22 protein-coding genes are annotated in these 24,135 nt (G+C 35.7%); 9 read left to right on the top strand and 13 right to left on the bottom strand.

Annotation, left to right across the window (positions count from 1 at the left end; all coding sequences use genetic code 11):
* Positions 1-78: 78 nt before the first annotated feature.
* From polA to ABR854_RS04445, 6 genes are all read left to right on the top strand, one after another.
* Positions 79-2,976: a DNA polymerase I gene (gene polA / locus ABR854_RS04470; RefSeq protein ID WP_350264162.1), complete on the top strand. Its 2,898-nt coding sequence runs from the start codon at positions 79-81 to the stop codon at positions 2,974-2,976.
* Positions 2,977-2,999: 23 nt separating this feature from the next.
* Complete coding sequence (locus ABR854_RS04465) at positions 3,000-3,602, top strand: nucleotidyltransferase family protein (RefSeq protein WP_350264161.1); 603 nt, start codon at positions 3,000-3,002, stop codon at positions 3,600-3,602.
* Positions 3,602-4,501, top strand: a complete 900-nt coding sequence (locus tag ABR854_RS04460; RefSeq protein ID WP_350264160.1) for a lysophospholipid acyltransferase family protein — start codon at positions 3,602-3,604, stop codon at positions 4,499-4,501. The genes ABR854_RS04465 and ABR854_RS04460 overlap by 1 nt, the downstream gene beginning before the upstream one ends.
* The gene (locus ABR854_RS04455) at positions 4,498-5,430 is read left to right on the top strand and encodes a glycosyltransferase family 9 protein (protein ID WP_350264159.1); all 933 of its coding nucleotides are present in this window, start codon (positions 4,498-4,500) and stop codon (positions 5,428-5,430) included. The genes ABR854_RS04460 and ABR854_RS04455 overlap by 4 nt, the downstream gene beginning before the upstream one ends.
* 120 nt (positions 5,431-5,550) lie before the next feature.
* Positions 5,551-6,915, top strand: a complete 1,365-nt coding sequence (locus ABR854_RS04450) for a M20/M25/M40 family metallo-hydrolase (RefSeq protein ID WP_350264158.1) — start codon at positions 5,551-5,553, stop codon at positions 6,913-6,915.
* Between the two features lie 160 nt (positions 6,916-7,075).
* The gene (locus ABR854_RS04445) at positions 7,076-7,435 is read left to right on the top strand and encodes a DUF1304 domain-containing protein (protein WP_350264157.1); all 360 of its coding nucleotides are present in this window, start codon (positions 7,076-7,078) and stop codon (positions 7,433-7,435) included.
* Between the two features lie 178 nt (positions 7,436-7,613).
* Here ABR854_RS04445 and ABR854_RS04440 read toward each other — a convergent pair whose 3' ends face one another.
* The 3 genes from ABR854_RS04440 to ABR854_RS04430 form a co-directional block, all read right to left on the bottom strand.
* A complete protein-coding gene (locus ABR854_RS04440) occupies positions 7,614-8,939 on the bottom strand; it encodes an ammonium transporter (protein ID WP_350264156.1) in 1,326 nt (441 codons plus the stop codon).
* Positions 8,940-8,999: 60 nt separating this feature from the next.
* On the bottom strand, positions 9,000-10,127 hold the full coding sequence (locus tag ABR854_RS04435; RefSeq protein WP_350264155.1) for a porin: 1,128 nt from the start codon (positions 10,125-10,127) through the stop codon (positions 9,000-9,002).
* A 358-nt stretch (positions 10,128-10,485) separates the two neighbouring features.
* Positions 10,486-10,836 carry a 4Fe-4S dicluster domain-containing protein gene (locus ABR854_RS04430; protein ID WP_064196443.1) on the bottom strand — a complete coding sequence of 117 codons (351 nt, stop codon included), beginning with the start codon at positions 10,834-10,836 and terminating at the stop codon, positions 10,486-10,488.
* A gap of 116 nt (positions 10,837-10,952) precedes the next feature.
* On the opposite strand from ABR854_RS04430, the gene ABR854_RS04425 reads away from it, so the two are divergent.
* Complete coding sequence (locus ABR854_RS04425) at positions 10,953-11,972, top strand: acyl-CoA reductase (RefSeq protein ID WP_350264154.1); 1,020 nt, start codon at positions 10,953-10,955, stop codon at positions 11,970-11,972.
* A 45-nt stretch (positions 11,973-12,017) separates the two neighbouring features.
* Here ABR854_RS04425 and ABR854_RS04420 read toward each other — a convergent pair whose 3' ends face one another.
* The 6 genes from ABR854_RS04420 to ABR854_RS04395 all read right to left on the bottom strand — a co-directional run bounded on the left by ABR854_RS04420 (position 12,018) and on the right by ABR854_RS04395 (position 19,224).
* Entirely contained in the window at positions 12,018-13,211 is a 1,194-nt protein-coding gene (locus tag ABR854_RS04420) for a vWA domain-containing protein (RefSeq protein ID WP_350264153.1), read from the bottom strand.
* A gap of 91 nt (positions 13,212-13,302) precedes the next feature.
* Positions 13,303-14,157 carry an AAA family ATPase gene (locus ABR854_RS04415; RefSeq protein ID WP_350264152.1) on the bottom strand — a complete coding sequence of 285 codons (855 nt, stop codon included), beginning with the start codon at positions 14,155-14,157 and terminating at the stop codon, positions 13,303-13,305.
* A 60-nt stretch (positions 14,158-14,217) separates the two neighbouring features.
* Entirely contained in the window at positions 14,218-14,751 is a 534-nt protein-coding gene (locus tag ABR854_RS04410) for a hypothetical protein (protein ID WP_350264151.1), read from the bottom strand.
* A gap of 88 nt (positions 14,752-14,839) precedes the next feature.
* On the bottom strand, positions 14,840-16,273 hold the full coding sequence (locus tag ABR854_RS04405) for an MBOAT family O-acyltransferase (protein ID WP_350264150.1): 1,434 nt from the start codon (positions 16,271-16,273) through the stop codon (positions 14,840-14,842).
* A 298-nt stretch (positions 16,274-16,571) separates the two neighbouring features.
* Positions 16,572-17,864 carry a dihydrolipoamide acetyltransferase family protein gene (locus ABR854_RS04400; RefSeq protein ID WP_350264149.1) on the bottom strand — a complete coding sequence of 431 codons (1,293 nt, stop codon included), beginning with the start codon at positions 17,862-17,864 and terminating at the stop codon, positions 16,572-16,574.
* 100 nt (positions 17,865-17,964) lie between these two features.
* Entirely contained in the window at positions 17,965-19,224 is a 1,260-nt protein-coding gene (locus ABR854_RS04395) for a competence/damage-inducible protein A (protein WP_350264148.1), read from the bottom strand.
* Positions 19,225-19,368: 144 nt separating this feature from the next.
* On the opposite strand from ABR854_RS04395, the gene ABR854_RS04390 reads away from it, so the two are divergent.
* Positions 19,369-20,100, top strand: a complete 732-nt coding sequence (locus tag ABR854_RS04390; protein WP_350264147.1) for a DUF4197 domain-containing protein — start codon at positions 19,369-19,371, stop codon at positions 20,098-20,100.
* Positions 20,101-20,209: 109 nt separating this feature from the next.
* Here ABR854_RS04390 and rhaT read toward each other — a convergent pair whose 3' ends face one another.
* On the bottom strand, positions 20,210-21,280 hold the full coding sequence (gene rhaT, locus ABR854_RS04385; protein ID WP_350264146.1) for an L-rhamnose/proton symporter RhaT: 1,071 nt from the start codon (positions 21,278-21,280) through the stop codon (positions 20,210-20,212).
* A 206-nt stretch (positions 21,281-21,486) separates the two neighbouring features.
* Here rhaT and gldC point away from each other — a divergent pair, with 206 nt between their 5' ends.
* Positions 21,487-21,834 (top strand): gliding motility protein GldC, encoded by a 348-nt coding sequence (gene gldC / locus ABR854_RS04380; RefSeq protein ID WP_350264145.1) that lies wholly within the window; start codon positions 21,487-21,489, stop codon positions 21,832-21,834.
* Positions 21,835-21,891: 57 nt separating this feature from the next.
* Here the strand turns inward: gldC and ABR854_RS04375 are convergent, their stop codons facing one another.
* The 3 genes from ABR854_RS04375 to ABR854_RS04365 form a co-directional block, all read right to left on the bottom strand.
* Complete coding sequence (locus ABR854_RS04375) at positions 21,892-22,635, bottom strand: acyl-CoA desaturase (protein ID WP_064196432.1); 744 nt, start codon at positions 22,633-22,635, stop codon at positions 21,892-21,894.
* Positions 22,636-22,779: 144 nt separating this feature from the next.
* Positions 22,780-23,439, bottom strand: a complete 660-nt coding sequence (locus ABR854_RS04370; RefSeq protein WP_350264144.1) for a DUF4159 domain-containing protein — start codon at positions 23,437-23,439, stop codon at positions 22,780-22,782.
* 3 nt (positions 23,440-23,442) lie between these two features.
* On the bottom strand, positions 23,443-24,135 hold the full coding sequence (locus ABR854_RS04365; RefSeq protein WP_350264143.1) for a 16S rRNA (uracil(1498)-N(3))-methyltransferase: 693 nt from the start codon (positions 24,133-24,135) through the stop codon (positions 23,443-23,445).

Genomic DNA, 24,135 nt, shown 5'->3' with positions numbered 1-24,135 from the left:
GCTACAAATTTAATTTATTTCTTCACTTAAAAAAAATCGACGTAATTTAGAGCCACGAAAAATAACATCATCACTACAATGCCCGCAAAAAAACTTTTTCTGTTGGATGCAATGGCTCTTATTTATAGAGCTCACTTTGCTTTTATCAAAGCCCCTCGTATCACCTCAACTGGCCTAAACACAAGTTGTGTATTTGGTTTTGCCAATGCTATTTTGGAAGTTATCCAAAAAGAAAAACCAACGCACATTGGTGTTGCCTTCGACTTGCCAGGAGGAACTTTCAGAAACGAGTGGTTTCCTGAATATAAAGCCAATCGCCAAGAACAACCTGAAGATATAACAATTGCGATACCTTATGTAAAAAAATTGGTTGAGGCAATGGATATTCCGTTATTAATGCTCGCTGGCTACGAAGCCGATGATATAATTGGAACGATTGCCAAAAAAGCAGCTCAACACGATTTTGAGGTATTTATGATGACGCCTGATAAAGATTATGGGCAATTGGTTGAGGAGCATATTTATATGTATAAACCAGCAATTTTTGGTAAAGATGCCGAAAAGTTGGGCGTAAAAGAGGTTTGCGAAAAATGGGGCATCGAACGCCCCGAACAAGTAATTGACTTGCTTGGTTTAATGGGCGATGCCGTTGATAATATACCTGGTGTGCCTGGAGTTGGTGAAAAAACTGCTGCAAAACTGATAGCTTCTTATGGTTCAGTGGAAGGTCTGTATGAAAATATCGATAAATTGACTGGTAAAATTGCCGAAGCCATCAAAAACAACAAAGATCAAGCATTTTTATCAAAAAAACTGGCTCGTATTGAGTTAGATGTTCCGATTGATTTTGATGAAGATTTCTTGAAAATCAGTTCTCCAAAACCCGAACTCATGTCGCCTTTGTTGGATGAATTGGAGTTTAGAACGCTTCGCAAAAGATTATTACCAAACGAACCACAAGAATCTTTTGCTAAAACATCGACAACAAATGTTTCATCAAATACAACGCCTCCTGTAAATGCCTTAAAAGCAAAATCTGGCACCCAGATTTCGATGTTTGAGGCGATGGCTGCTCCTTCAAATGCGACAACCGTCGAACTTTCAAGTACCGCACAAACACCATTTGAAGAGGAAGAAGAATTACAATTTAGAGCAAATTCTGTAAAAGATACCATTTTGAATAAAGTGCATGAGTATCATTTGATGGACACTCCTGCTCTACGCAAAAGTTTAATTCAATATTTAAGTAATCAAGATGAATTTTGTTTTGACTCAGAAACAACCTCGGTTGATGCCGTTGATGCTGAAATTGTTGGACTTTCGTTTGCTTATTATGCTGGAGAAGCATTTTATGTACCAATTCCGAGCGACCAAGCTGAAGCTCAATTAATAATGAATGAGTTTAAGGATGTATTTGAAAATGAGTCGATTACAAAAATCGGACAAAATATCAAATACGATTTAATGGTGTTGAAAAACTACGGAATTGTATTAAAAGGTAAAATGTTTGATACAATGCTCGCTCACTACATTATCGAGCCAGAACAACGCCACGGAATGGATTATTTGGCAAATGTTTACCTTAACTATGACCCAGTTTCAATCGAAACTTTGATTGGTAAAGGAAAGGCACAAGGAAGTATGCGAGATGTGGCAATCGAAAAAATCAAAGAATACGCTGCCGAAGATGCTGATATTACGCTACAATTAAAACAAATTCTTGAACCAAAATTGGCCGATTCGCAACAACAAAAACTACTCGAAAATGTAGAAATGCCTTTAGTAGATGTATTAGCGAACATGGAAATGGAAGGCGTAAGAATTGACATGAATGCTTTGCATGAAATGTCAAGCGTGCTTGAAATTGATGTAAAACAAATTCAGTCTGATATTTTCACACTGGCTGGACAAGAGTTTAATGTAGCTTCACCGAAACAACTTGGCGAAATTCTTTTCGATAAACTCAAACTCGATAGCAAAGCCAAGAAAACCAAAACTGGACAATACGCAACAGGCGAAGACATCCTTTCAAAACTCGAAAACGACCACGAAATTGTTCGTAAAATATTGGATTTTAGAGAGTTAGTAAAACTCAAAAATACATACGTTGATGCTCTGCCTTCGCTGGTTTCAAAGAGAACTGGACGTATTCATACTTCTTATAACCAAGCCGTTGCCGCAACGGGGCGTTTGAGTTCAACGAACCCAAACTTACAAAATATCCCGATTCGTACACCACGTGGACGAGAAATTAGAAAAGCATTTGTGCCTCGAAATGAGGAATATGTCATTCTTTCGGCCGATTATTCGCAAATAGAGCTTCGAATAATGGCAGCATTTAGTGGTGACGAAAGTATGCTCGAAGCATTCAATCAAGGTATAGATATTCACTCAACAACGGCATCTAAAGTTTTTAAAGTTGGTCTTGCTGACGTAACTTCTGATATGCGTAGAAAAGCTAAGATGGTCAATTTTGGCATTATTTATGGTATTTCGGCCTTTGGTTTGTCACAACGGCTCAACATTCCTCGGGGCGAAGCCAAAGATATTATTGATGCGTATTGGGTAGAATTTCCGAAAATCAAACAGTTCATGGACGATACTATCAATAAGGCCCGTGAAATGAAGTTTGTCGAAACAATTTTGGGTCGTCGCCGATATTTGCGTGATATAAACTCACAAAATATGACTGATAGAGGTTTTGCCGAACGAAATGCTATCAATGCTCCAATTCAAGGCTCAGCAGCTGATATGATAAAAGTCGCCATGATAAATATTCATGACTTCATGAAACAAGAGAATTTAAAATCACGCATGATTTTGCAAGTGCATGACGAACTTGTTTTTGATGCTCATCGCTCAGAAGTCGATTTCTTGAAAACAAAAGTGGATGAATTGATGTGTAGTGCAATTCCGATGTCAGTAAAAATGGAAACAGGAATGGGCATAGGAGAAAACTGGTTGGAAGCACATTGATTTTTATTTAACGATTTTTACTGATGAATACAGCAATAATTATCCTCGCTGCGGGGGCATCTTCTCGAATGGGAGCTCCCAAACAACTTTTACTGGTCGATAGTAAAACACTTATCAAACGTATCTGCGAAACTGCTATGGACACACCTTGCCACCCAATTGTAACGGTTTTAGGTGCAAATCGCAACCTGATTCGCAAAGAAACCGACCGAATGCCGATAACCGTAATTGATAATCCACAATGGGAAAATGGTATGTCGAGTTCGATAAAAATGGGTTTAGCAGGTGCTTACATGACCGAAAAAGCCATTGAAGCCGCTATTTTTCTTACCGTAGATATGCCATATGTAAATGCTGAATTAATCAATAAAATGATTGAAAAGGCTGAATCTGACGAAAAAATTGAGATTGTGGCATGCAAATACGACAGTCAGATGGGCATTCCTGTTCTATTCAAACGCACGTTATTTACTGATTTACTCGAACTAACTGGCGATGAAGGAGCGAAAAAAGTCGTGATGAAAAACAAGGATAAAACAGCTTTTATTGATTTCCCTGAAGGCAAATTAGATTTGGATACCATCGACGAATATCGCAATTTTGTGTCAAATTATAACTCGAATTAATGAAACGCTTAGGTTTTTATATAGCTTTACCATTCATATATTTTATCTCGTACCTACCATTTAGTATTTTATATCTGATTTCAGATTTTTTATACTTATTAGTTTATTACGGAATTGGCTATCGAAAAAACGTTGTTAGGCAAAATTTACAACGCAGTTTTCCAGAAAAATCAACCGCTGAATTACTAAAAATCGAAAAGGATTTTTATAAATATATCGTAGATTTCTTTTTGGAAATGCTCAAATGTGTAACTATCAGCCAAAAAGAATTAAAAAAACGTTGGAGTATAGAAAATGATGCGATTCTTGATGAATTATTGTCAGAAAAACACAATATTATCGTTACAGCTGGGCATTTTGGTAATCACGAATTAGCTAATTTAGCTTTGTCGTTCTTAATAAAGTACAGAGTAAAAGCGGTTTACAGACCTTTAAACAATAAATTTTTCGATGATTTCTTTCTCAATTTCAGAGAAAGATATGGCAGCATTATGATTTCGATGGCAAACGCATCCAAAGAAATTGCCAAAACCGAAAATTTCAATTATGCTTTTTTTCTTGTCAACGACCAATCTCCCCCACCCGAGCGTTCTTATTGGACAACATTTTTGAATCAAGAAACTGGTTTTTTTACAGGCATAGACCGTTTCGCACGGCAGTATGATATGCCAGTTGTTTACATGTGTATCGATCGTTATGCAAGGGGAAAATACAAAGTCAATGTTGAGTTAATAACAAAAACACCAAATACTCTTCCCGAAGGTGAATTATTGGAAATCCACGCACGAAAACTTGAACGAGACATTAAGGCCAATCCTTCCATTTGGTTTTGGTCACACAAGCGTTGGAAATATACCAAAGTAAATGGCGAAATTGTACCTGTAAGCTACAAAAAATGAAAACAACTAAATTCCTCCTGTTAAGATTTTCATCAATCGGTGATATTGTGCTAACTACACCCGTAATTCGGTGCATAAAAACACAATATCCCGATGCCGAAGTACATTTTGCTACAAAAAAACAATTCAAAGTATTGGTTGAAAATAACCCTTTTATCGACAAATATTTTTTATTAGAAAAATCTTTAAATCCATTTATAAAAACCTTACAATCAGAAGATTATGATTATGTAATTGATTTACACAACAATCTTCGGACTTCAATTATCAAACTAAGACTTGGCAAAAAATCTTTCAGTTTCGATAAACTCAATTTTAAAAAATTGCTTTTGGTGAATTTAAAAATCAATCAAATGCCTGAGGTTCATATAGTTGACCGATACTTAGAAACGGTCAAAGATTTAGGCATTAACAATGACTTAAAAGGGCTCGATTATTTTATTCCTGAAAAAGACAAAGTACAGATTAATGAATCTTACGTTGCGTACGCCATTGGTGGCCAGCATTATACAAAAAAACTTCCCACTAACAGAATCATCGAAGTTTGTCAGAAAATAAATGGAAAAATAATGCTTTTGGGCGGAAAAGAAGATAGCCAAGCCGCTCATGAGATTGAAAAAGTACTCGGAGATAAAATTATCAACGCCTGCGGAAAATATAATTTGAATCAATCTGCCTCACTCGTTCTGCAAGCCGAGTACGTCATTACGCACGATACTGGATTGATGCATATTGCTTCTGCTTTAAAGAAAAAAGTGATTTCGATTTGGGGAAATACCGTTCCCGAATTCGGAATGTATCCCTACTTGACAGAGTTCAAAATTATCGAAAACAAGGAGCTTTCATGTCGCCCTTGTTCAAAAATTGGTTACAATAAATGTCCCAAAGGACATTTTAAGTGTATGAATGACCTAAACTTAGATTTCTGAGCAATAAAACTTCAATTTTCATCTTAATTTATAGCAATATCGTCTCCAAATTGCAATTTTGATAAGGTTTTAAAGGTGTTTCTCACTATTTTTGTTAAAACATCTTAACCTTCATCATTCATGAAAAAAATCTATCTTATCGCCTTTAGTAGCTTTATTTCTTTTTGTTCTTTCTCTCAAAAAATCATTAATCGTGACCCTCAAATTGAGGCACTCGTGAGTCAAATTTCAAGCGATAGTTTAAAGAAATTCGACGAAAAACTGGTTTCATTTGGTACTCGAAGCACTCTTTCAACAACAACTGATACAAAACGTGGTATTGGAGCATCTCGACTTTGGGTTTTGAGTAAATTTCAAGAATTTGCCAAAACATCAGAAGGTAGAATGACAGCGGTTCTCGATACTTTCACACTTCAACCAGACGGACGAAGAATTGACAAAACAATTGCGATGGCAAACGTAATGGCGACTTTGAAAGGCACTGACCCAAACGATGACCGAGTTTTTATGGTAAGTGGACACATTGACAGCCGTGTAACTGATGTGATGAATCGAGAATCCGATGCTCCAGGTGCAAATGATGATGGCAGTGGAACTGTGGCAGTTATCGAATTGGCTCGTGTGATGGCTAAATCTAAATTTCCGGCAACAATAATTTTTGTTGTGGTCAGTGGCGAAGAACAAGGTTTACTCGGAGCAAATTATTTGGCAGAAAAAGCATTGAAACAAAATTGGAATTTGGAGGCTTTGTTGAATAATGACATCATGGGGTCAAATAATTCTAACGAAACAAATATCATTGATAATACACGATTAAGAATTTTCAGCGAAGGACTTCCAGCTTTTGAAATGGATAAAAAAGTAGGTGCGATTCGTCAATATGGAGTAGAAAATGATGGGAAAGCACGTCAATTGGCACGTTATGTAAAAGAAACTGGCGAAAGATATGTCGATAATCTTGAAATTGTGATGATTTACCGAAACGATCGTTTCTTGCGTGGCGGTGACCACACTCCATTTGTTAATCGTGGGTTTGCAGCAGTTCGTCTTTCGGAAATGAACGAAAATTTCTTGCACCAACACCAAGACCTTAGAGTTGAAAAAGGTGTGGAATATGGTGATTTAATAAAATTTATGGATTTTGAATATCTTCGTAAAAATACTTGTGTAAATCTTGCATCGTTGGCCAATCTCGCAAAATCGCCTTCTATGCCCCAAGATGTAATTTTAGATGTAAGAGGTTTGGGAAACTCAACCAACTTAAATTGGAAAGCACCGAAAGCAGGTAAAGTAAAAGGTTATTATGTTTTGATGCGTGAAACTGCAATGCCTTATTGGCAGAAAAAGTTTTTCACCACAAACTTAAAAATTTCACTTCCTTACTCAAAAGATAATTATTTCTTTGCCGTTCAGTCGGTTAGTGAAGATGGAAATGAAGGCTTGCCAGTTTTACCAAGAGTTGGGCTACGCAATGCTGGCGAGTGATTTAGAATAGTCCACGGTCTAACAAGTCCACAGTAAATTACAGTTTGACGTTTTAAATACAGATTCAAAGTATATATTTCTATAAAAATTTGATAAAATCATAAAAAATCGACTCTTTCGGGTCGATTTTTTATTTTTATAACTTAAACCTTTCTCTAAAATGGAAATTATTGCCAAAATTTTAGTCGGATTAGTAGCTATTGAACATTGTTATATTCTTTGGCTCGAAATGTTTGCTTGGACAACCAAAGCACCACAAGTCTTTAAAGGACTCAAAAAGGAACTTTTTGAACCAACCAAAGCACTTGCAGCTAACCAAGGTCTTTATAATGGTTTTTTGGCCGCCGGTTTATTTTGGTCTTTATTGATTGAAAATCACGCATGGTCGATTTATGTGGCTGTATTTTTTCTTAGCTGTGTAATCGTTGCAGGAATTTATGGAGGTTTAACTGCTGGGAAAAGAATCTTTTATGTACAAGCAGTTCCTGCAATTTTAGCTTTGATTGCGGTTCATTTGTAAAGTTTTCTCTAATTTGTCTTGATACTAAAAATAGTTGTGCATTACATTACCAAATTGCAGCACAAAAAAGAAAATGCCCACCAAACGGTAGGCATTTTGACTTATGGAGTACAACAAAACCACAATAAAAGTACGGTTTGAACCGCAATTGTGATTTTGTCACAAAAATATGAATATTTTATGCTTCTACCAACGATTCGTCGTGTTGAGAAATATCTAAGCCAACTTTTTCGTCAGCCTCAGTTACACGAAGTGGTAAAATTAAATCTGTGATTTTCAACATTACAAACGACATCGCAAAAGCAAATACTGAAACAATTACTAAAGCAATTACGTGGTTGATGAATAATTTTGACTCACCGAAGAATAAACCTTGGTCAACAACAGCAGCGTTGATTCCTTTGTTAGCAAACACACCTGTTAACAACATACCAACCATACCACCAACACCATGGCAAGGGAATACATCAAGTGTATCATCCAATGCAGTTTTAGTTTTAAGGTGAGCTAAGTAGTTAGAAATCAATGAAGAGATTGTACCGATAAAGATAGCGTGAGGGATTGTTACAAAACCAGCACCAGGTGTGATAGCAACTAAACCAACAACTACACCAATACAGAATCCAAGAGCAGAAACTTTCTTACCATTTGCAGCATCAAGTAGTACCCAAGCTAAACCAGCAGCAGCAGCAGCAGTGTTGGTTGTAGCGAAAGCCGAAGCAGCCAATGTACCAGCACTAAGAGCAGAACCTGCGTTGAAACCGAACCATCCGAACCATAATAAACCTGTTCCGAGTAATACATAAGGAATATTTGCTGGAGGAAGGAAGCTACCCTCTACGTGTGTACGACGACGTTTCAAGTAAATTGCACCAGCCAAAGCAGCCCAACCAGCTGACATGTGTACTACAGTACCACCAGCAAAGTCAAGAACACCCATTTTGAAAAGGAAACCTTCTGGGTGCCATGTCCAGTGAGCCAAAGGAGCATATACAAAGATACTGAACAAAATAATGAACAATACGTACGATTTGAAATTGATACGCTCAGCCAATGAACCAGTTACAAGAGCTGGAGTAATTACGGCGAACTTTAATTGGAAGAATGCAAATACTACTAATGGAATAGTTGGAGCAAGTGACCACGGTTTGCTTTCTAAAACACCAGCAAACATGAAGTGAGTCATTGGATTTCCAACAAAACCTCCGATTGATTCTCCAAAAGCAAGGCTATAACCTACTGTTACCCAAAGTACAGAAATTACACCCATTGCAATAAAACTTTGTAACATTGTAGAAATAACGTTCTTTGTATTTACCATTCCACCGTAGAAATAAGCTAATCCAGGTGTCATGATTAATACTAAGGCTGTACTAACGAGCATCCAAGCAGTATCGCCAGAGTTAATTCCTTCTGTAACAATTGTTGAAGGCACTGCGGGTAGCAATAAAGCAACCACAGCAAGCACTAACAAAATAATCAGGGGAAGCGGGTTTTTACGCATAGTGATTTGAGGTTTAAATGTTGTACAAAAAATAAGTATTGGTTTAGGTTAATTAAAATCTTAGAATTTGAAGATTAATGCTCCACCGAAAGTAGATTGAGAATTTTTAGTAAAATTACCATCTTTATCTTCAAATTGACCTTCACCCGATTTAGCTTTAGCATAGCTATCTAAACGGAACTCTGGTTTGAACAATAAGTTATCAGAGATAATTACATTTCCTGTTAAAGTAAATGAATTAACAGAGGTACCTTCACCGTCAGCATTTAACAATGCACGAGCACCATCTTTGTTATTAAAGTTTTCGTAACGAACACCCAAACCGAATTTATCAGAAACTGACAATTGAGCGTAAACGGCTGCACCACCCCAAGTTTTCTTATCTTGTGTACCATAAGCGGCATTCACACCTAATAAGAATTTCTCAGTGATTTGATATGAAGTTGTCAAATCAAAAATTGAATAATACGATTTTGTATCAACACCTTCGTCGCTACCCAACCAGTTTACATACAAGTTCCAACCTTCTGCTGGTGAAACATAAAATTGAGCCATAGTTCCAAGTTTGCTATTATTATCATCTTTCGAGTCAATACCATTTACTAAACCAAACGTTAATGATGATTTAGCTGAGGTAGCTACCGTAGCTTTCAAACCAGTGTGGTAGAATGGGCCATTGTTGAAAAGATTTGATAGTGAATAATTGTAATTAACTGGAGCATCAATTACTTCATAACCGATGTGAGTACCCCATTGACCAGCCGTGATTGATAATTTGTCAGTTGCTTTCCAAGTTAAGTAAGCTTGTTTGATAGCTAAAGCAGTACCTGTTGCTTCTTTGCCACCCACTAATACACGACCTAAAGCATTTCCATAATTACCTAAGTCTCCATGATTGCCAAATGTCAAATCAATAACTCCATCAACCTTGTCAGTAGAGTAACTCATTTTTGTTTGAGCCAAACCAAGTTGGAATTGTCCAACCTTTTGGTCGAATGCTCTTTCGTAACCAGAAACACCTAAATTTGATTTAGATTTTGGTGCATTTAAGTTTCCAAAAAAGTAAGTATCTACATATCCTGAAAACGTGAATGGACTTTTCTTTTCTTCTGGTTTTGTTGTAGCATCTTGAGCAAATACGTTTACTACTGTAAACAATGAAAGTACGGTAAAAAATGATTTTCTCATAATTTTCTTTGGTTTAATTAATCATTGCTTAGATTTAATTCTCATGCAAATCTTCTATAAAAATTAATTAAATCCAAATATTAAGTATAAAAAAATCCAATATTTTTAAAATTTTTATCAAAAACACATTTTATATGTTTTAAAATCAAACTATTTATAGAAATAATTATATTTTATATATAAACAAATATTATTCTGACTTTATATCGTTTTAACAAATTATATTCTGAAATACAATTTTATCTTTATATTGTACAATTTCAAGAATTGAACACAAAAAAGCCCCAAATCAGAAAATGAAATTGGGGCTTAATTTAGTAATATATACTTATGCTTTTACTCACTTTTAAGATAAGCATTATGCTTCGGCATGAAGCCATGCTTTTTTAGCAAGTAAAGTCTCGTCATCTTCTTCGTGGTCTGGGTCAGGCACACAACAATCAACTGGACAAACCGCTGCACACTGTGGTTCTTCATGGAATCCATGACACTCAGTACACTTATCCGACACAATGTAATAGAATTCATCAGAAACAGGAGTCATTGGGTCTTTACCGCCAATTACAGTTCCGTCTTCTAATTCAACTTCTGTGAGTTTTGTTCCACCAGCCCAAGTCCATTCTACACCGCCTTCGTAAATTGCAGTATTCGGACATTCTGGTTCGCATGCACCACAATTGATGCACTCGTCAGTAATTATGATTGCCATACTCTCTCTATATATTTAATAGTTTACTAAACTTTAAACAAATATAAGGCTTCAAAGTTTCAGTTTACTTGTATTTTTGTAAGATTTTATAAATGAACAACAATTTTCTAAAAATAATGCAATATAAAAAACATATTATTACATTTTCCAAACTTGGCGATTATATTACACAAAACTTAGACACTGATGCTCTGAAACCACTATTTTGGTCGGCAAGAAATGAAAATGGTTGGTTTACTGAAGATAATGTAAAATTGGCAGTAGAAAATATAGCTAAGATTTATTTGAATGAAACAGCTCTTGAAAAGTTTGCCGAAAAATATGCTATAAAAGAAAACCGAAATCCAAAGAAAATCGGTATCGTAATGGCGGGAAATATTCCAGCCGTAGGTTTCCATGATTTACTTTGTGTGGTTTTATCAGGAAACATTGCTTTGCTAAAATTGAGTTCGGGCGATACAGCAACGATGATGTTTCTCATTAATAAACTCTATGAATTTGACCCCGAACTAAAGAATATAATTATAATTGCTCAAAGATTAAACGATGCCGATGCACTAATTGCAACAGGAAGTGATAATACGGCAAAGCATTTTGAGTATTATTTTGCTACAAAGCCCAGAATTATTCGTCGAAATCGAACGTCAGTTGCTGTTTTAAATGGTAACGAAACCCGTGCAGAATTGGCGGATTTAGGCAACGATATTTTCCAATATTTTGGTTTAGGTTGCCGCAATGTTTCAAAACTCTTTGTACCAGTTGGTTATACTTTTGATAAATTCTATGAATCAATTGAATATTGGAGTACAATTCGGCTTCATCATAAATACAATAATAACTACGATTATAATAAATCTATCTATTTGGTCAACAGAATTCCGCACCTCGATAATGGTTTTTTGCTTTTGAAAGAAGATGATGCTTTGGTGTCGCCGATTTCGGTTTGTTTTTATGAAACTTACGAAAGTGATAAACATTTAGAACAATTATTATCGGAAAGTGCAGAAAAAATTCAATGTACGGTTTCATCAGATGCTCGTTTTCTGAATAGTTTCAGATTTGGAGAAGCTCAAGTGCCAAAATTAGAAGATTTTGCTGATGGAATTGATCCGATGGAGTTTTTGATGGATTTGTAGGAAATAGGAAGCCTTCGTTTAAAACGAAGGCTTCCTTAACACCTTTTAAATAAATTTCAATTTACTATTCTTCAAGCATTTCATGGCTTTTTCTAAACCACTGATTGTCAGCGGAAACATTCGATTATCAGACCATTTTCTAATTTCTTGAATTGTGTGAGTATATTGCCAATAACCATCATTGATTGGATTAAGCCAAACCAAATTTGGAAATTTATTTTTAAAACGTTCGAGCCAAACTGTTCCTGTTTCTGCGTTATAGTGTTCAACGCTACCTCGTGGCTCTGATAATTCCCACGGTGACATTGAGGCATCACCAATGAAAATTACTTTATAATCTTTGTTGTATTTATTAAGTACATCCCAAGTTGATATTTTATCTTCATATCTTCGGCCATTATCTTTCCAAAGATTTTCGTAAACACAATTATGAAAATAATAAAACTCCAAATTCTTGAATTGATGTTTTGCCGATGAGAAAAGCATCGAGCATTCTTCAATAAAATCATCCATTGAGCCACCGACATCGAGTAAAAGTAAAATCTTTACCCGATTTTGCTTAGATGCCTGCATTTTAATGTCCAAATAACCTGCATTATTGCAAGTTCGGTCGATGGTTTCATAAAGATTCAATTCGTCTTCAACACCTTCACGGGTCAAAATACGCAAACGTCGTAACGCCATTTGCGTATTTCGGGTATTCAGTTCGAGATTATCGTCATAATTTTTAAATTCTCGTTTGTCCCAAACTTTTGCGGCAGTTTTATTGCCTCCCTTACCTCCTATTCTGACACCTGCTGGATTATTTCCTGAGTTTCCGAAAGGAGAAGTTCCGCCAGTACCCACCCATTTGCTACCACCTTCGTGACGTTCTTTTTGTTCTTCGAGAGTTTTCTTTAGTTTTTCGAGGAGTTCTTCCAAACCACCAACGGCTTTTATTGCTTCCTTTTCTTCATCTGTTAGTTCGCTTAACAGCTTGTTTAATAACCAGCTATCATCAATTTTCAAGAAATCTTCTAATTGAATTTGTTCTACACCGTCAAAAAACTGACCAAAAAGTTTATCAAACAAATCAAGGTTTTGTTCATGCTTAACATAAACAGCTCGACTTAGAAAATAAAATTCTTCGGTGCTATAAGCCACAACTTCCTTATCAAGAGCTTCTAACAAAGTCAAATGCTCTCGAAGATTTACTTTAAGATTGTTATCTCTTAGATGGAAGAAGAAATTGGTTAGCATATTTTGTAGGACAAGTTTTCAACTTGTCAAAACGATACTAAAATTACAAGAACACAAGATACTCGGCAAACTGACAAGTTTGAAACTTGTCCTACTTTACACCCTTCTCTCTCAAAGCCTTAAACAAATCATAATCAGACTCATTTTTGAGTAATGCACCGAGATACGGTGGAATTTCGTTCATTTTATTCAAATCCTCTAAATCTTCGGCTGAAACCTTTCCGATTAAAAGCAATCGAAGCCAATCAATTAACTCGCTGGTTGAGGGCTTTTTCTTGATATTTTTTACTTCTCTGATACCGAAGAATGTTTTAAGGGCATTCATCAACAAAGTTTCTTCGAGTTTCGAATAATGCACATCAACAATTTGTTGCATGGTTTCTTTATCTGGAAAACGAATAAAATGGAAGAAACAACGGCGAAGAAAAGCATCAGGAAGCTCTTTTTCATTATTTGAAGTAATGATAATTATTGGGCGATGCTTGGCTTTGATGGTACGTTTGAGCTCGTAGCAATAAAACTCCATGCGGTCTAGTTCCTGCAATAAATCATTGGGAAACTCAATATCTGCTTTATCAATTTCATCAATCAATAAAACCGATTGTTCTTCTGTATCAAAAGCTTCCCAGATTTTGCCTTTTTTGATATAATTTTCTACATGATGCACTCGGTCATCGCCCAACTGCGAATCTCTGAGCCTTGAAACAGCATCATATTCATAAAGACCTTGTTGGGCGGTTGTGGTGGATTTTACGTGCCAAGTAAACAACTGTTTGTTGAGAGCTTTGGCGACCTCAAAAGCTAATAAAGTTTTGCCAGTTCCAGGTTCTCCTTTTATCAATAAAGGGCGTTGTAAAGCCACAGCTGCATTCACAGCTGTTTGAAGCTCACGGGTAGCCACATAATTAGAAGTGCCTTGAAAACTGGCTTTTTGTTTGTTTTCCATATAGATAGTAGAACAATTTTCTAAATTGTTTTGCTACTGTGAACAAGTTAGAAACTTGTTCTACTCTTCTTCCTCGCTTGTGAAACTATACAATGTGGGGTCGAGTGCGAGTGTTCCAGCATTAAAATCACTGATGAATTTTGTAATTACTTCGTGTGTAATTTCCTCTACATTCAACGAAACATCCAAACCAATGCCGTATTCAAAATCTGTTTCTACTTCAACAAATTCTGACACTTTAATCACTTCTTCTTCTTCCAATTCTTCGATGATTTCTTCGAGCATCAACTCCAAATCTTCATCTACTTTATGGTTTGGCTTGCGTTTGTCAATCTCCACATAATTTGGATATGCTTTTTTCATACGAGTTTCGGCTTCTTCAAAAACCAAACTACTATGATTGAGGCGAAGTGTACCCATAACGGCATCGTAAATTACTTCTTTGCCTTCGTGTTTGCCGACAAACTGAAAATGAGCAAATTCTCCCGAATCGTTCATGCCATCTTCATCTTCTACAATCACATACGTTTGTCCTTCTTGCTCGCACTCTTTTTTGAGTTCAGCAATTTCAACTGGGTCGAATCCTTCGTTCATATTTGTTATTTGTTAATTGGAGAACTGGTTATTAGTAAATTGGTTATTCGTAAAAAACTTAAACTCACTCTCGAATTTCCTATCTTTTCTAAAATTGGAAATAAATAAATTGAGAATTATTATATACGCCGAAGCATAAAATCATCATTAAAATCAGGTAATATGCACCCCAACGCTGCCATTTTGGTCGATTTTCAAAATCAATTGCAATATGACTGCCTCGTTGTTGCCATTGTACAAACTCTAAAATAGCCACCGAAATAATGATTAAATATAAGTCATTTTGACCGATTAAATCTATTATTTGTGATAAACTGTGCGAACTCGCTCTAAAAATATTTTTAACTACATAAAAAGAATCAGCATTTGAATGAGCCGCAAAGAAAATCCAAGCGAAAGCCACTAAAACAAATGTAACTGAAACATTGATGAAATCTTTCAAAAATTTTGATGGAAGAATTGATAAGATTTTATCTTGAATCGACTTAGTAAGTTGTCCAAAAATCAAATAAATACCGTGTAAAGCTCCCCAGATTACAAAATGCCAACTTGCACCATGCCAAAGCCCCGACATCATAAAAACAAAGAAAAGATTGAAATATCGGCGATATTCGGCTACCCGATTTCCACCGAGTGGAATGTATAAATAATCTCTAAACCAAGTTGAAAGTGAAATGTGCCACCTACGCCAAAATTCCGAAATATTTTTTGAAAAATAAGGTCTATCAAAATTTTTCATCAAATCAAAACCCATCACTCGTGCCGAACCAATGGCAATATCTGAATAACCTGAAAAGTCGCAATAGATTTGAAAGGTAAAGAAAAGAGTAGCAACAATTAATGGAAGCCCTTGATAATCAGTAGGATTACCATAAATTTTATTGACAAAAATTGATAGTCGGTCGGCAATGACCACTTTCTTAAACATCCCCCAAAGCATCAAACGTAATCCACTTTTTGCTAATTCGTAATTAAATTCGTGTTTCTCATAAAATTGATGAATCACATTTTGCGGGCGTTCGATTGGCCCCGCCACCAACTGCGGATAGAACATCACATAGAGCGAATAAATACCAAAATGACGTTCAGCTTTCTGATTTCCACGATAAACTTCAATCGTATAGCTCATCGCTTGGAAAGTATGAAATGAAAGTCCAATTGGCAAAATAATATCCCAATGAGGCAATAAATTATCGGGAGAAACTTTAAAGAGAACTGAATTAAAATTATCAATAAAGAAATTATAATATTTGAAAACTGAAAGTACACCTATATTAGCTACTAAGCTCATTATCAATGCCGATTTACGACTTTTTCCATGTGATTGCTCAATCCATATTCCTGCGAAATAATCAATAACAATCGTGAAAAATAAAATTAGGATATAAATAGGTATGAAAAAGCTGTAAAAAATACAACTGGCCATCAACAAATGAAACCAACGGTATTTGTGCGGAAGAGCAAAATAAATAAGCGTAACGAGCGGAAAAAATAGTAAAAATTCAAAAGAATTGAAAAGCATTTTTAATAATGGTAAATTGTTAATGCTGAATGATTGATTTCTGTGAACTTAGAGCAATCAAATAAATTCACTAAACCTAATTTGATTATTATGGTAGTCAAAGTTCTGTGTTTATTTTGATTTATGAAAGTTTTTTGAGTAAAACCATTCTCTTTAGGCAATATCATACAATCAAAAAGGCATCGAAGATGCTTCGATGCCTTTATTTATACCCCAAAAAACAATAAAATCTTTTCTAATAATTGTTAAAAATAGCAATTATTATGCCAAATATTGTATTTTTAGAGTAAAATATTCCTTAAAATAAACTTCTATCTAACTCAAAACCTTCTAAATAATCGGCTACTCTTTTCACAAATTGTCCACCCAATGAGCCATCAACTACTCGGTGGTCATAAGAATGTGAAATTATCATTTTTTGACGAATACCAATTGTGTCGCCTTGTGGTGTTTCGATAACTGAAACCTTTTTCTGAATAACCCCAAAAGCCAAAATAGAAACCTGTGGCTGCACCAAAATCGGTGTACCTGCTATATTTCCGAACGAACCAATATTTGAGACCGTGAGTGTTCCATCGGCCAAATCATCAGCTTTTAATTTATTATTTCTTGCACGATAAGTTAGATCGTTAATTTTCTTAGTCAGACCAATCAAACTATAAGAATCTGCTTCGTGAATGACTGGCACAATCAAATTGCCGTTAGGCAAAGCCACCGCCATTCCGATATTTATTTTTGCTTTTTTAATGATTTTATCGCCATCAACTTGCACATTAATCATCGGGAAGTCTTTGATTGCTTTCACAACTGCCTCAATTAGTAATGGTGTAAAAGTGATGTTTTCGCCAGTGTCTTGTTTAAACTTACCTTTGGTTTTATCTCGCCAAACCGCAGCATTAGTCATATCAGTTTCTACGAAAGAAGTTACGTGGGGAGCAATGCGTTTCGATTCTACCATTCTTTCAGCTATCATCTTACGCATTCTGTTCATTTCGATGATTTGGTCGCTACCTGAGGCTATCACAATACGCTCAACTGGAGCAGCTACTGATACAACAACAGGTTGTTTCAAATATGCGAGAATATCGTCTTTAGTAACCCGACCTTCTAAACCAGTACCTACAATTTTATCAAGTTCTTCAAACGAAATACCTTCTTCTTTGGCAATATTTAGCACTAATGGTGAATAGAATCTATTATTTGATGGCGTTGAAGGCTTTACTGATGCTGGTGGTGTAGTCAATAAATTTACCAAATCACTCACTGGTTCTTCTATCAGTTTTTCAACCTCAGCTATTTCGGCAGGTTTAGCTTCTTCAATTGTTCTTTGTTGAGAAACAGTTTCTTCCCCAGCTACCTCAATGATACAAACTGGTTTTCCGATAACTGCAACTTCACCTTTTTGCACCAAAAATTCCTTTATAATTCCCGAGTGAGATGCACCGATTTCGGTGTCGATTTTATCGGTAGCAACTTCTAAAATCATATCATCGACTTCAATTCTATCACCAACATTTTTCAGCCAGTTTAAAACCGTACACTCAAAAATACTTTCACCCATCTTGGGCATTATCATTTCAATTAAAGCCATAGTTTAAAGTTTTATTGAAGTTTCTTTTATTGTCCACGGTCATCAGACGATGGTCAATCGTTCTAAAAACAAATTTCTTGACATTATCAGCCGTCTAAAATTAACTTTCATAATCTCCGTTCATCATTTTTCGGAGTAAATTTAAAGCCACAACGCTGCCATACTGAATATTAGTATCTCGCTGATTGGCCATTTGAACTTTTTTTGCAATCGTGCGGCCTTCCATGGCACAAGCAATCCAGAGTGTGCCAACTGGTTTTTCGGGCGTTCCACCATCTGGGCCTGCTATTCCACTCGTTGCAATCGCAAAATCGGTTTTCATCAATTTCCTTGCACCTTCTGCCATTTGCGTTACTGTTTCTTCACTTACGGCTCCGTGCTGGGCAATAGTTTCAGCATTTACACCTAAAACATTGATTTTCACCGAATTATCATAACTCACCACACTTCCCATGAAATAAGCAGAACTTCCAGCTACTTTCGTAAACATGTGCGAAATATACCCACCAGTACAACTTTCAGCAGCCGAAACTGTTAGTCCTTGTTTCTTTAGTTCTTTGCCGATGGCTACTTCTAAATCATCGTTATCAAAACCAAAAACTGATGAGCCAATTAGCGGCAAGACCTTTTCGATTTCGGCATCAACATCTTTTTTGAGTTGTGCTTCGTCGTTTCCAACGGCGGTAAGTCTCAATCTTACTTGACCAAAACTTGGTAAATAGGCAAGTTTTATATGATTAGGCAAATTATCTTCCCAATTCTCAATTTTTTCTGCTAAAAATGATTCTCCAACGCCAATTGTACGAATCATTTTATGATAAATTATTGGCGTTTCAAAAAATGCTTTCAAACGAGGAATTACTTCATTCGACATCAAATATTTCATTTCGTGCGGAACTCCTGGCATCGAGACAAATACAGTTCCGTTACGCTCAAACCACATTCCAGGTGCTGTGCCAGTTTTATTGGCCAGATATGTACAGCGGCTCGGAACTGCTGCTTGCTGGCGGTTCAATTCGGTCATTGGGCGACCTCTTTTTACAAAGAAATCTGTAATGAATGCCAAAGCATCTTCATTGATAACAAGCTCATCATCGAAATATTTACAAAGCATTTTCTTTGTAATATCATCTTTTGTTGGCCCAAGCCCGCCCGTCAATAAAACTATATCAGCACGGCTTTCGGCCTCTGCCAAAATCTGCAAAATCTTATCTTCTTGGTCGCCAACTGACGATTTTCTTACTGTTTTTACCCCTATTTTATCCAACTCCGTACTCATCCACTGAGTATTGGTGTCAGTTATTTGTCCATACAAAATTTCATCACCAATTGTTATTACTTCCGCTAAAATGGGTCTCATATATAGAAAACTTTAATTAAAATGTGTGACAAACACATAGATTTGTGGTTTGAAAACTTTCACGGCACAAAAATACAATTTTCGCTGTTGATTCGTTAGTTAGACAATTAATTATTCACAAAAACAATTAGAAAATTCATTCAAATGAAAAGATTGCTCTCTATTTCCTTGTTAATCAGTATTTTGTCACTCCAAAGTTGTGCTGGACAAAAGATTAATTTCGGAAAAGTATTAAATGATGTTATTACTCAAACCCAAGGTGGAGGTGCATTAACCAACGATGATGTGGTAATGGGTTTGAAGGAAGCGTTAAAGGTCGGTATCAATAAAGGTGCAGATAGTGCTTCAAAAACTAATGGTTTTTATTTGAATCCAAGAATCAAAATTCCATTTCCTCCAGAAGTACAACGTGTTGAAACAGCTTTGCGTAAAATTGGTTTAGGTGGAGAAGTTGATAAATTTGTAATTTCTCTAAATCGTGGAGCGGAAGAAGCAGCCAAAGAAGCCAAACCTATTTTTGTGAATGCTATTTTGAGTATGTCGTTTTCGGATGCATGGGGAATTTTGCGTGGTGATAAAAATGCAGCCACAATGTTTTTGAAACGAACAACTTCTGCGGCATTGGTACAAGCATTTATGCCTATTATGGATAAAGCCCTTCAAAAAACACAGGCGACAAAATACTACACTGATTTAGCTACAACTTACAATGCATTGCCATTTACTCAAAAAGTAAATCCTGATTTAAAAGGCTATGCTACTCAAAAAGCCATTGATGGCTTGTTTATTTTGGTTGAGCAAGAAGAAGCAAGAATCAGAGAAAATCCATTGGCTCGTACTTCTGAAATTTTGAAAAGAGTTTTTGGAGCGTCTTGAGTGCTTCGCACAATGATAAATTGTTAATTTGTTTATCAAACTTCAACAAAAGAGCCACAAAACTTAAAGTTTCGTGGCTCTTTTGTTTTTCCAAAACACTTGATTTATTTTATTTCAACGAGTTTCCATAGCCAACAATCAAAACCGAAAGAATAATTGTCAAGATTCCAGCAACAATTGTTGTGAGGGTTTTCTTTGAAACACCTTTCCATTCTTTCAAAATTAATCCCCATGAATTAGCAACCAAGATAATAAATGCCATGTGTAAAATCCATGAGCTTGGGCCGTTGCCGAGTTTGCTTTCGCCCATTCCGTAGAAGAAGAACTGTAAAAACCACGTCGTTCCAGCAATTGCCGAGAAAATATAATTTTTCAATAATGGTGTTTTAGAATTTGTATAATCACCAAAAGTTTTATTCGAGAAGTTTAGGTACATACACCAAATAAAATTAGTTGTAAGTCCACCCCACAAAATGACGATATAAACCACATTATTTCTGAACAAAAACTCTCCTTGATTTGGGTGTTGTGCCACCCAAATCTCATTCGCAACATTAGCCATACTCGAACCAGCTTCAATTCCAAAACTAAAACAAGCACTCAAAACACCTGAAATAACAGCTACGATTAATCCTTTTGTTATTTGAAATTCATCATCCGATTTATTTGCACCTACAAGGTCTTTGTCTTTCATTTCACCAGCTTTGCCACAAATCACGATTCCGACAACGCAAACACATAAACCTAAAAGCACCATTTGCCCCCAATTAGTGGTCATTAAATCGGTAATTGTGTCTTTTCCAGCAGTTGGAACAAAATCATAATAAACCGAAGGGATGATCGAACCAAATACCGAACATAAACCCAAAATGATAGAACTACCAAGCGAAACGCCTAAATATCGTACGCCCAGCCCGTAAGTAAGCCCACCGATTCCCCAAAGTAAACCCATTAAATATGTCCAAAAAATTGTATTACCTGCTTCTCCAGCAATAATTCCCCAAAAATCAGGTATTGTCAAATAGGCAGCCAATGGTGGAACAATGAGCCAAGAGCAAAGCCCCCCAACAATCCAATAACTTTCCCAAGCCCAGCCCTTAACTTTTTTATATGGAATGTAGAAACTTCCCGATGCAAAGCCACCTAAGAAGTGAAAAATAATACCTAAGATTGCAGTCATTTTTGTAAAATAGGGTTAGTTTTTTTGTAGTTTTTCAACATTTATTTATCTCAAAGTAATATTGAGTGGCTAAAAATACTATCCTGTACTCTCATGCGAAAGAGAATTTGTGTTTTTTTCTGAAATAAGTTTAACAGCATTTAGATTTATTTTGAACTTTATCGACCAAAAACCTATTATTTACTGAAACAGTTATAGAATCGAACATGAAAAAATCAGAAATTAATTTTACTGTAGAATTAGATGAAACACGTATTCCTGAAAGGATTTTTTGGGATGCAACCGAAAACCCTAACGAAGGAATCAACGAAACAAAAGCGATTGCGATAGGCGTTTGGGATCATTATCACCGTGGTTTACTGGGAATTAACCTCTGGACAAAAGATATGCCTGTAGATGAAATGAAGCATTTTGCGGTTGATATTGTAGGAAATGTAGCTCAATTAGTAGCCGATGCCACAGGAGACAAAAAGCTAATTGAAATCTTGGAAAGCACTTGCCGAAGCATGAAACGCCATATTGACGAAGAAGCGAAAAAAGAAACTCAAGTATAAAGCAAAAGAGGCTGAATCTTAAGAATTCAGCCTCTTTTTATATATTATCAATGGGAATTATGCTTTTTTTGGTGTTATAATTTTTGTCCAAGTCAAAAATTTAATCACTGGATAAGTAGGATCGAACTCATACCATTTCTTAGCAAAATTGATAGACATTGGGTGTTTGTGGTGATTGTTTTGAAATAATTCACCCATCATCAAAACATCAAAAATCAATGAATTTTTCGACTCATCATGGTTATCAAAATTTTGGTAGCCATATTTATGTCCACTCCAATTTACGATTGCACCATGAATTGGCCCCATTAAGAAGTGAATCGGTAAAAGGAAGAAAAATCCCCAATGAATATCAAAGTAGAAAAATCCTATTACGTAAAAAGCGATATAAGAAACTCCCCAAGTTAGGCGAGATACCCAATTATCACCAATTTTATCGATTAGATTCCATTCTGGTAAATCTTTCTCAAAACGCTCTTCAATCTTGAATTTATAGTTCAAAACAGCATTATAAATATCTTTTGTTTTCCACATCATCGTAAATAAGTTTTCGGTATGATGCGGCGAATGTGGGTCTTTTTCTGTATCACTATATGCGTGGTGCATTCGGTGCAAAACTGCATACGAGCGAGGATTTAGATAAGAAGAACCTTGAGTAATGTAAGTAAAGAGATAGAAAAAACGCTCCCAAAACTTGTTCATTGTAAACATTTTATGAGCAGAATAACGATGCAAGAAAAATGTTTGACTGAAAAGAGACAAATACCAGTGGGCAAAGAAAAACGATAATGCAGCAACCATGCTTAGAAAATAGAAGTTTTGTTGTTTTTGAAAATACAAATATACGAGACTAACGATAAATTACTTAAGAATGTTAACAACGTATATATAACAAAACTAAAGTTCTTCAAAATATCCTAAAAAAGTTCTCCGAAATATCCAATTTCAGTAAGACGTAAAAGCATATTGTACCAAATTTGCACCCATTTGGAGGGCTTTAGTACGCAGCTCTTCGGGGTCGTTATAGACACTCCTATCTTCCCAACCATTACCTAAGTCACATTCATAACTAAAATAACAGACCAAACGACCTTGCCAGATTAATCCAAAACCTTGTGGGGCATTACCGTCGTGTTCGTGAACTTTAGGCAAACCAGTAGTAAATTTATATTTCTGTTGATAAACAGGATGCGAAAAAGGAAGTTCAACGAATTCTAATTCTGGAAACACTTTTTTCATCTCACGACGAATAAACTTATTCAAACCATAATTATCATCAATATGTAAAAAACCACCAGAAACTAAATATCTACGGAGATTTTGTACTTCTCCATCATTAAAAACCACATTCCCATGACCAGTCATGTGAATAAATGGATATTGAAAAATATCCGTGCTACCTACTTCAATAATATCTTCTTCGGGGAAAATATTCATTTTTAGGTTTTGATTACAAAATTTAATTAGGTTTGGTAATGAAGTTTTGTTAGCGTACCAGTCGCCTCCTCCTCCATATTTTAATTTACCAATTTTGATGGTTGGCTGTTGTGCAAAAACAAAATTTACACATATGATACTTATAAAGGTCAGAATATATTTTTTCATAAATCAATTAAATGTATTTACTATTGTGCAAGCTACAACTCCTGCTGTTTCGGTGCGAAGTCTTGAATTGCCGAGCGTGACTACCTGAAAACCAGAGTTTTGTACCAGCGTAATTTCTTCTTTGGCAAAATCCCCTTCTGGGCCTATCATCAATAAAACTTCTTTTTTATCAACAACTACCTCTTTTAATGACTTTGCATCATCAGTTAGATGTGCTACAAACTTCGACTCAACCTTAACAGAGCTAACAAATTTCTCAAAATCAACCAATTCATTAATCTTCGGTAAATAAGCTTTCAACGATTGTTTCATTGCCGAAATGGCAATTTTTTCGAGCCTTTCGGTTTTCTGATTTTTACGTTCTGAGTGCTTCGTTTGAATTAACGTAATTTCATCAACACCTATTTCAACGCATTTTTCGATAAAATATTCGATGCGGTCAGCATTTTTAGTTGGAGCAATCGCAATATGAAGATAAAGGTTTCTTTTTTCAAATTCTCGTTTTGTAGATAAAATTCTGACCTCACATTTTTTTTCGTGAGCCTTCGTAATTTCACATTCAAACAAGCCCCCTACTCCATCGACCACATGAATTTTATCTTTGACGTTTTTTCTCAAAACTTTTACACAATGTCTTGAGTCTTCTTCGCTTAAAATTGGAGTTTTTTCAATATCCGATTGATAAAAAAGCAGCAT

Origin of the sequence: Emticicia sp. W12TSBA100-4, assembly GCF_040253585.1 — a bacterium.
Lineage (GTDB): Bacteria > Bacteroidota > Bacteroidia > Cytophagales > Spirosomataceae > Emticicia.
Note: the sequence above shows the minus strand (reverse complement) of the source record. Positions and strands in the feature narration are given on the sequence as shown.